General features: G+C 67.6%; 8 protein-coding genes. 4 read left to right on the top strand and 4 right to left on the bottom strand.

Annotated features, from left to right (window positions below; all coding sequences use genetic code 11):
• Positions 1-114: 114 nt before the first annotated feature.
• Both SX243_23475 and SX243_23470 read left to right on the top strand, forming a co-directional pair.
• Positions 115-1,005: a class I SAM-dependent methyltransferase gene (locus SX243_23475; protein ID MDY7095946.1), complete on the top strand. Its 891-nt coding sequence runs from the start codon at positions 115-117 to the stop codon at positions 1,003-1,005.
• Positions 1,006-1,048: 43 nt separating this feature from the next.
• Positions 1,049-2,176: a beta/gamma crystallin-related protein gene (locus SX243_23470; protein MDY7095945.1), complete on the top strand. Its 1,128-nt coding sequence runs from the start codon at positions 1,049-1,051 to the stop codon at positions 2,174-2,176.
• A gap of 69 nt (positions 2,177-2,245) precedes the next feature.
• Here SX243_23470 and SX243_23465 read toward each other — a convergent pair whose 3' ends face one another.
• Genes SX243_23465 through SX243_23455 form a run of 3 tightly spaced genes read right to left on the bottom strand, consistent with a single transcriptional unit; the run spans position 2,246 to position 6,453 of the window.
• Positions 2,246-3,421 (bottom strand): efflux RND transporter periplasmic adaptor subunit, encoded by a 1,176-nt coding sequence (locus SX243_23465; GenBank protein MDY7095944.1) that lies wholly within the window; start codon positions 3,419-3,421, stop codon positions 2,246-2,248.
• Between the two features lie 4 nt (positions 3,422-3,425).
• Positions 3,426-5,789, bottom strand: coding sequence for an FtsX-like permease family protein (locus SX243_23460; protein ID MDY7095943.1), 2,364 nt, complete (start codon positions 5,787-5,789; stop codon positions 3,426-3,428).
• Between the two features lie 4 nt (positions 5,790-5,793).
• Positions 5,794-6,453, bottom strand: coding sequence for an ABC transporter ATP-binding protein (locus tag SX243_23455; GenBank protein MDY7095942.1), 660 nt, complete (start codon positions 6,451-6,453; stop codon positions 5,794-5,796).
• A 256-nt stretch (positions 6,454-6,709) separates the two neighbouring features.
• On the opposite strand from SX243_23455, the gene SX243_23450 reads away from it, so the two are divergent.
• A complete protein-coding gene (locus tag SX243_23450) occupies positions 6,710-8,242 on the top strand; it encodes a Ppx/GppA phosphatase family protein (GenBank protein MDY7095941.1) in 1,533 nt (510 codons plus the stop codon).
• A 255-nt stretch (positions 8,243-8,497) separates the two neighbouring features.
• Here SX243_23450 and SX243_23445 read toward each other — a convergent pair whose 3' ends face one another.
• Positions 8,498-9,004, bottom strand: a complete 507-nt coding sequence (locus tag SX243_23445) for a histidine phosphatase family protein (protein MDY7095940.1) — start codon at positions 9,002-9,004, stop codon at positions 8,498-8,500.
• Between the two features lie 253 nt (positions 9,005-9,257).
• Between SX243_23445 and SX243_23440 the strand changes: the two genes are divergently transcribed.
• The coding region (locus SX243_23440; GenBank protein MDY7095939.1) for an RNA degradosome polyphosphate kinase at positions 9,258-9,536 on the top strand (279 nt) is incomplete at its 3' end.

Raw genomic sequence — 9,536 nt, 5'->3', positions numbered from 1 at the left:
CGGCCCAGCCATTTAGCCCGGAAGCCGTCTCGTTGGCCGCCTCCATTGCCCAGCAGATCGCCTTGACCCTGGACAATATGGCTCTGTTTGATCAGGTGGAGAGTCAGGCCCGTAGTGTGGCTCACCGACGCCCGGTCCGCTCACGAGGCCAATCGCCGCTCCTGGAACCAAGCCACCGAAGCCCACAACAGCCACAAGGCGGACCAGGCGGCCTTCCTCCGCGGGGGTGGCTCGACCCTCTTCCCGGAGGAGGTGAAGCTGCTGGGAGAGCTGGAGGGCCAGAGCCTCCTGCACCTGCTGTGCAACTGCGGACAGGACACCCTGAGCCTGGCCAACCACGGTGCCCTGGTCACCGGCGTCGACATCAGCGACGAGGCCGTTGCCTTCGCTCGCCGGCTCTCGGAGGACAGCGGCGTTCCCGGCCGCTTCCAGCGCAGCGACGTCTTCGACTTCCTGCCGGCGGCGCGGGAACGTGGAGAAACTTACCAGCGAATCTTTCTTTCTTACGGTGCTCTGCCCTGGGTTTCGGACCTCCAGGCCTTCTTTCGCGGCGCCGCGGAGCTCCTGGCCCCCGGCGGGCGGCTGGCGCTGGTGGAATTCCATCCCATGGTCTTCGCCTTCGACGAGGCACGGACCTTGCAATATTCCTACTTCGGCGACGGCCGATGGATGGTCGAAGCCGCCGGAGTTCCGGACTATGTCGCCGAATCCGGCGAGGGTCTAGCGCCCTCGGGCCAGCAACAAGGAGTGCAAGACTTCACCAACCCCCACCCCACTTATGAATTCCAGTGGAGCGTGGGGCAGGTGCTGACGGCGATCCTCGAAGCTGGGCTCACTTTGAAAGTCGTTCAAGAACTACCGTACTCTAACGGTTGGAAGATGTTTGAAAATATGCTGGATGTCGGGAATCGACGTTTCGCCCTCCCCCCGGAGGAGCCGCAGCTACCACTGCTGTTGAGCGTCCTGGCGGTAAAGCCTCAGGGAAGATCCGCAGAACACTCGTGAAGGTCGGAACCGGTCGAGCAACCAAGGAAACGAGGAGGAAACCATGAAAGCCGCGTTACGACTCAGTTTCGTCGCTTTGTTTGCGATGCTCTGCGGCATCGCCACCCCCACCGCCGAGGCGCAGGACAACAATCCTGCCATCTCGGAGCTACGCATCGCCATCCAGGACATGGCGACCAAGGAGCAGCGGGGCTACGTCAACCCCGGTGAGGTTCTCACCCTCGAGGTCGGCGAGCGCGTGCGGCTGCGCATGGTGGCCATCCCCGCCGGAGCCCACCGCGCCCCGCGCTATCCCAGCACCCGCTTCGGTGAGCTGGCCGGCGTCAACCGAGTGAATCTGAGCAAGGTCGATCCCCGGGAAGGCTCCGCCATCCTGGAAGCGGTGAGCACCGAGCACCGCCCCAACCCCGGCGCCACCACCCTCATCGAGTATGAGCTGCTGGAGCCGGTGAATATCCGCAAGGGCATGCTCAAGGGCACCATTACCGTCGAGGTCATCGAGTCCCGCAACGCTCGCCCCGTGGATCCGCCGGTGACTCGTCCGGATCGTCCGGGCCGGGACGGCGTGACCCTCTACGAGCACCAGCGCTTCGGCGGCCGCTCCGAGACCTTCTACGAGGACGATCCGCGGCTCAACGACAACCAGATTCGCCAGGACACCGCCAGCTCCGTGCGAGTCCCCCAGGGTTGCCGCGTCTTCCTCTTCGAGCACCCCAACTACGAGGGCAAGTCCACCGTGCTGGAGGCCGACATCTACGACCTCACCGGCACCCGCGTGGGCAACGACTCGGTGTCGTCCCTGCGCATCGAATGCGACGGCCGCCAGCGCGGCTACTACCGCGATGACCGCAACAACCGGGGAAATCGGGGAGACCGTGGCTATCGAGGTGATCGCGGTGCCCGCGCCGGCTCCGCCGTGACCCTCTACGAGCACCAGAACTACACCGGCCGCTCGGAGGTCTTCTTCAACTCCGACGCCCAGCTGGCGGACAATTCCATCCGCCAGGACACCGCCAGCTCCGTGCGGGTGGATCCCGGTTGCGAGGTGCTGCTCTTCGAGCACGCTGACTACCGCGGCCGCTCGACGGTGCTCACCGCGAGCATCGCCGACCTCACCGGTACCCGGGTGGGCAACGATTCGGTGTCGTCGCTGGACGTGCGCTGTCAGTAGGCTCTCTTGAATCGAGCGAAGAAAAACCCGGGCTCACCGCCCGGGTTTTTTGTTGCCTGCTCCTGCCCCCTACCGCTCTTCCACCAAGGTCCCGTCGGTGATCTCATCCCCCGGGTAGAGAACCACCGTCTCCCCCTCCTGAAGCCCACCCAGCACCTGCGCCGTGCGGCTGTTGCGCTGCCCTACCTCGACTTCCCGTAGGTGTGCTTCCTCGCCGTTGACGACGAAGACCGCCCAGCGCTCGCCGTCGCGGAAGAGGCTGCCCACCGGCACCTGGAGCACCGACTCCTCGGCCCACAGCACCACCTCCACCTGCACCCGATAGCCGTCCCCCAGGCTCGGCGGGACCTCGTCGGGGTCGATGATCACGTTGACCCGCTGCTCCTCCACTCCCAGGGCGGAGATCTTCATGAAGCCCGCCGGTTCCACCCGCCGCACCCGGCCGGAGAGAGGCTCGTCGCCACCCCAGTCTTCGATCATCACCTGCTGGCCGGCCTCGATCTTCACCGCGTCGCGGCTCAGGAAGTCGGCGACGATCTCCAGGCGACCGGCGTCCCCCACCTCCAAGAGTGGCTCCCCCACCGGCACCACCGACTCGCTTTCCCGCAGGCGGCGGAGGACTACGCCGTCCACCGGCGAGCGCAGGGTGATGGCCTCGTCCGAGTCCCCGCTCTGGGTCAGCGCCGCCCGCGCCACTTCGAGGTCGAAGCGGGCGCTCCGTTCGGCGAAGCGCGCCGCCGCCAGCTCTTCTTGGGCGGTGCGCAGGGCCAGCCGGGCGGCGTCCAGGTCCTCCTGGGAAACGATGCCCTCCGTCGCCAGCCGCGAGATTCGCGCCTCTTCGCCCTCGCGAAACTCCAGCTCCGCCGCCGCCCGCTCCCGCCGCGCCTCGGCACTCCCCAGGCCCGCCCGGGCCGCCTGCACCCGCCCCTGAGCCTCGGCGCGGCTGCGAGCGTCGAGGAGGTTGGGGTCGGAGGGGCGGAAGACCGCCAGCACCGTCTCCCCAGCCACCACCGGGTCGCCGGGCTCGAGCTCGATGCGCAGCACCTTCCCCGCCAACGGCGCTGAGACCACGAAGCGCTCCCGCACCCGGGTCTCCCCTTCCTCCCCCACGGTCACCTGCAGCGGTCCCTTCGACACCACGGCGAAGTCCGCCGGCTGCGGGGTGGGCCGCAGGGCGAGGAGAATCAGGACTACCACGACGACGCCGATGATCCAAGGCAGAAAACGTTTGATGGACAACCCCATGACATTACTCCCGGGTCTTGAGCACCGACACCAGATCCAGATGGTCCAGCCGGCGGCGTACCACCAGCCCGGATACCACCGAGGCCACCAACACCGTCACCGCCGCCAGGGCGTAGGTCTTGGGGGCCACCACCAAGGGCAGGCGGTAGAGCTCGTTGTCGTAGACGGCGACGGTGAGGCCGGCAAGGCTGCGCCCCAGCAGCAACCCCAGAGGGGTCGCTACCAAGGTCAGCACCGCCAGCTCACCGAGAAGGATGGCGGAAATCTCCCGGCGGGTCAGACCGATGACCCGCAGGCTGGCGAGGTCGCGGCTGCGCTCCGACAGGGAAATGCGCGCGCCGTTGTAGATCACGCCGAAAGCGATGATGCTGGAGAAGAGCAGGTTGAAGGTGGTCATCAGCCCCAGGTTCTCCGCCACGGTGCTGCGGAAATTCTCGATGGCCGCCCGCTTGAGGGCCACCCCCGCCACCGCCGGCGTCGCCTTGAGCCGCCGGTAGAGGGTGTCGGCGGCGGCATCGTCCACCAGCATCACCGCGCCGCTCAGGGCGCCGCCCTCGCGCATCAGGCGATGCAGAGCGTCCAGCTGCATGTAGGCAGAGGTGCCGAGAAAGTCGTCCACCACCGAGGCCACCGGCACCCGCTTCACCGGCCGCGCCCCCTCCAGCACCTCCAGGGTCACGGTGTCCCCCGCTTCCACCGCCAGCAGCTCGGCGAGCTTGGCGGAGAGGGTCAGCCCCTCCGCCGCCAGCTGTAGCGGCTGGCCTTCATCGTCCACCACCCGCTGCAAGCGGCCGTCCGCAGGCAAGCCGGTGACCGCCGTCTGGCGAGATCGGTGGCGATAGCGCAACCGCACCGGCACCGCGCGCTGGGGCTCGGCGGCGAGCACCCCGGGCATCGAGCGCACCGAATGCAAGGCCCCGGAGGACACCGGCAGGAAGAAGGAGATGGTGATGTCCTGGCGCTGAGCGGCGTTGAACTGCAGGTCGAGGATGACGTCGATGGCGTCCAGGGAGAAGGTCCCCACCACCATGATGGCGCCGGCGAAGGCGATGCCGGTGATGGAGAGCAGCGCCCGGATGGGTTGGCGCTCGAGATTGCGCACGACGATGCGCGCCGGCTGGGAAAGCAACCTCCCCAAGCCCAGCCGCTCCACCAGGGTCGTCCGGTAGGCGGCCGGTGGTGCCGGCCGCAGGGCCTCCGCCGGCGGTAGCCTCACCGCCCGCCGCACCGAGCCCAGGGCCCCCACCACCGCCGCCGCCAGGCTGATGGCCAACGCCAAAATCACCACCGACGGCGCCAGGCGGTATTCGAGATAGGGAAAGCGGAAATATTGAGTGTAGAGCTCGGTGAGACCGCTCCCCAGCCAGGCCCCGGCGCCGGTGCCCAAGGCGCCGCCAATGAGCGACACCAGAATGCTCCACAGGCTGTAGTGCAATCCGATCTGGAGGTTGGGGTAGCCCAGAGCCTTGAGCGCCGCGATCTGCTCCCGCTGCACCGCCACCATCCGCGACAGCACCACATTGAGCAGGAAGGCAGCGACCCCGAGGAAGATGATGGGGACGATGATGGCGGAGCCCCGCAGGCCCTCCAGCTCGCTGTTCAAGTACCAATGGGAGACCTGCAGATCCCGGGGAATGGCGCCGAGGCCTCCATAGGGTTCCAGTAGCTGATCCAGCCGGGCGATGACCTCCGGCGACGAGGCCCGGGGCAGCAGCCCCAGGGCGACGTCGTTGAAGCCGCCCTCCATGTCGAAGGCCGACGACAACCCCTGGCGCCCCATCCAAAAGACGCCGAAGCGCGAATCGTCGGGCATCAGCTCGCCGGGGCGGATGCCGTAGATGTACTCCGGAGACAGGGCCACTCCCACCACCTCCAGCTGCCGCCGGCTGCCGTTGATCACCGCCGCCACCGTATCCCCCAGCACCAGTTCGTGGGCCTCGGCAAAGGGCTCGTTGACCACCACCTCGTCCGGGCGGCCGGTCTCCGGGCGGCGGCCGCGGAGCAGGAAGATGTCGTTGAGCAGCGGCTCCCGGCCCTCCGGCAGCGAGATCAGCCGCCCCACCGCCGGCTCCGGCAGCCCTTCCACGTCCAGCACCACGTCCCGCACCACGCGGGTCTGCACCTGGGCCACCCCGGAGATGGCGGCGATGTCGTGGGCCAACCACTCCGGCGCCCGCTCGAGGTTGGCGAAGACCTCGGCGAAGCGTTGGTGGCTGTAATAGGTTTCCTGGGTCAGCCGCAGGCTTTGGAAGGTGCTGAGGGCGAGGAGGAACATGGCAACGCCGGCGGCGATGACCAAGCTGATGGCCAGAGCCTGGCCGCGCATCTGCCAGAGATCCCGAAACAGCTTGCGGTGGAGGGCTCGCACGGCGTCACCAGCTGAGCTCGCGGGCGGGCAGCCGCCGCTGGTTTTCCTGCACCGACGAGATGCGCCCATCGGCGAGGGAGATGACCCGATCCGCCATGGCGGCGATGGCGGCGTTGTGGGTGATCACCGCCACCGTGGTGCCCAATTCCTCGGAGATGCGCTCGATGGCCTCCAGCACCACCACTCCGGTGGAGATGTCCAGGGCGCCGGTGGGCTCGTCGCAGAGCAGCACGTCCGGCTGCTTGGCGATGGCCCGGGCGATGGCCACCCGCTGCTGCTCGCCGCCGGAGAGCTGGGCGGGGAAGTGATCCATACGCTCGTCCATGCGCACCAGCGCCAGGGCGTCCTCCGGCGTCATGGGATCGCGGGAGATCTCCGTCACCAGGGCGACGTTCTCCCGCGCCGTCAGGCTGGGGATCAGGTTGTAGAACTGGAAGACAAAGCCCACGTGCTCCCGGCGATATTGGGTCAGCCGGCTCTCGTCCGCCACAGTAAGCTCCTCGCCGCGGAAGAAGACCTGCCCCTCGGTGGGCAGATCGAGGCCGCCGAGGATGTTGAGGAGCGTCGATTTGCCGCTGCCGGACGGTCCCAGGAGCACCACGAACTCCGACTGCCGGAGCTCCAGGTCCACTCCCCTCAGGGCCTGCACCTCCACCTCGCCCATGGGATAGACCTTGGTCACTCCCCGGGCCTCGAAGACCAGCTCCCCCGGTTCCTGCGCGGAACGGCCGGTGGGCCGCTGCACCGGCGAGCCTTCCCCGGCGGACGTCGAAGCGGTCGTGGGCGTCGGGTCGTTCATCCTCTACCTTTCGGGCTTGGGGGCGAAGTTTCCTCGGATCAATTGCCGATCCCTAGGTCGAGCGTATCGCGGTCCGTGGTATTTTTCCCCCGCCATGGCGTCAACTTCCGGCCCGCGCGGTGTGCCGCGCCTTCCCGGCCCCGCTCCCGAACAACGGATCGGCATCGTCGATCTCGGCTCCAACACCGCCCGGTTGGTGGTCTTCGTGTGCCAAAAGGGGCTGTGGTTCCAGATCGAGGACCAAATCCGCGAGGTGGTGCGGCTGGCGGAAGGCTTCGGCACCAGCGCCCATCTCACCGACGCCGCCGTGGAGCGCGCCACCACCGCCATCAAGCTCATCGCCGATTTTGCCGGCGCCGCCGACCTCGACCAGCTGCAGATCATCGGCACCAGCGCCCTGCGGGAGGCGGAGAACCGCGACCGTTTCCTCGATCTCATCGATCCCCTGGACCTGGATCTGTGGATCCTCAGCGGGACCGAAGAGGCCCAGCTGGGGGTGGACGCGGTGGCCAACGGCCTGGCCTTCGAGAATGCCTGGGTGGTGGATTTGGGCGGCGGCAGTGTGCAGGTCTCGCGCATGAGCGACCGCGCCTTCGACTTCGGCGACGCCCATCCCCTGGGCATGGTGCGCCTCACCGAGGCTTTCCTGCTCAGCGATCCGCCGTCGCCGCGGCAGATCCAGGCGCTGGAGATGGAGGTGGCCCGCCACCTGGCACCGGTGGTCCAGCGCATGCGCCGGGACGCGGCGCCGCTGGTGGCCATGGGCGGCTCGGTGCGCAACCTGGCGCGGGCGATCCAGAAGCTCCAGAGTTACCCCATCAGTCTGATCCACGGCTACGTGTTGCAGCGCTCGGACCTCGAAGAGCTCACCGCCGAGCTGCTGTCCCAGAGCAGCGCCGAGCGGGCGGACGTACCGGGCATCCGCTCCGACCGCGCCGACGTCATCCCCGCCGCCGCCCTGGTCTTCCGCTGGCTGCTGCGGGAAAGCGGCCACGAGCGCATGGTGATCTCCGGCCAGGGTATGCGCGAAGGCGCCTTCCTGCGCAAATTCCTCCCCGGCCCGGACTATCGGGTAGACGACGTGCGGCGCTTCGCGGTGGACAGCCGGCTGGCCCGCTATCCGGTGCCCAATCCCCACAACAATCACGTGCGGCGCCTGACCCGGCGACTCTTCGATGGTCTCGAGCCCCTCCACGGTCTGGGCCCCCGGGAAGCCGAGCTCCTCGACGCCGCCGCCGCCCTCCACGACATCGGCGTCGCCATCGACTACTACCACCACCACCGCCACAGCGCCTACTTGCTGGAGTCGAAGCCTCTCCACGGTTTCAGTCACCGGGAGCAGATGTTGATCACGCTGATGGTGCGCTACCACGAGAAGGGCACGCCGAAGCTGGGCCGCTACACCCCCCTGATGCGCTCCGGCGACAAGAAGCTCCTGCGCCACCTCACCGCCTGCCTACGCCTGGCGGAGTTCCTGGAGCGCGCCCGCGCCGGACGCATCCGCGACCTGGAGGTGGAGATCGCTCCCGAGACGGTGACCCTGCGCCTGGAGTCGGTGGAGCCCCCAACGGTCGAGCTGCGGGAAACCCGCAAAGCCGCCGCCCCGCTCTTCGAGCAAGCCTATCGGCGGTCGTTGGAGCTGGTGCCGGGCTGAAGCTGCCACAGGGGGGACCCACTTGTTGGTCCCTGGATTTTCAAGCACTTACGGCCCACAGTGCGGCTCCACCCCGGCCGCGGGCTCCCAGATGGCCCCGCAACATCCGATGGTGTGAGGAGAGAGCGAGCTCCGAGGATGAATCGGTCTGCCGATTCACCCGCAGGACTCGACTCTCGACGCCCGCGGGACACCGGTTCCTTGTTCCCTTCCCGGAGGGGGGACCCACTTGTTGGTCCCTGGTTTTTCAGACAGTTACGGCCAGCCGACCTTCTTCAGCAGCTTCGGGGGGAGGAGCCAGCGGAGCTCGGCGATGCCGGGTTCTAGGTCCTGCCAGCTCTCGCGGTCGAAGGTGACGGCGGCGAGGGCGGCGGTGGGGATGCGGTGGCTGCCGCCGCCTATCAGCAATGCCAGCAGCTCGGACCACACCGGTTCGTGGCCCACCACCAGCACCGTCTTGCAGCTGCCCTGGACTTGACGCAGGCGCTCCAAGACTTCCGAGGCATCGCCGCTGTAGAGGATCTCGTCCTCGTCCACCGGACACTGCCAAGCACCAGCCTGGGCGGCCAGCTCGAGGGTCGTTTGGGCGCGCACCGCCGGGGAGGTGAGGGCGCGGTCCGGCTCCCACCCGGCGCCGGCGATGACCTCGCCCATGGCCGCGGCGGCGCGGCGACCGCGGGTAGCCACCGGTCGCTCCCGGTCGTGATCGAAGGGAGCGTCCCAATCCGACTTGCCGTGGCGGAGCAATAGTAGACGCTTCATGACCTGGAGTGCTTCCTCCTGTGCTAACAGACCGTGGCTAGCAGCACCTTGGCCAACCGGCCATCGTTAGGCTATCTCGTTCTGCGTCAAGGACCTAGGCTGTACCACTGCTGTCACAGCAGTTTGCTACACTGTTGTTCCTGTTTCTAGCTTCGATGGCCGGAGCTGATCCTTGGAAGATCGTCCGGCGCAGAGTTCCCCACAGCCGCAACACCACACCCTAGCGCCCCACCAAAACATCGTAGATCTGATCATGACCAAGACCGCCACCGCTACCCCTTCGTCCAAGACCGACCCGCAGACGCCGGCCCGCGGGAAAAAGCCCGCCAGCGTCAACCTGGGCCGCTCCGACCTCTACTTCAACCGCGAGCTCAGCTGGTTGAAGTTCAATCAGCGCGTCATCGAGGAAGCCTTCGATACCTCCAACCCGCTACTCGAACGGGTTCGCTTCCTATCCATTTTCGCCAGCAACCTGGACGAGTTCTACATGATCCGGGTCTCCGGCCTGCGGCGGCCATCTGCCGCCGCAGGC

Source organism: Acidobacteriota bacterium (genome assembly GCA_034211275.1).
GTDB lineage: Bacteria > Acidobacteriota > Thermoanaerobaculia > Multivoradales > JAHZIX01 > JAGQSE01.
The sequence above is the reverse complement of the archived record's forward strand: the minus strand, read 5'-3'. Positions and strand labels throughout refer to the sequence as shown.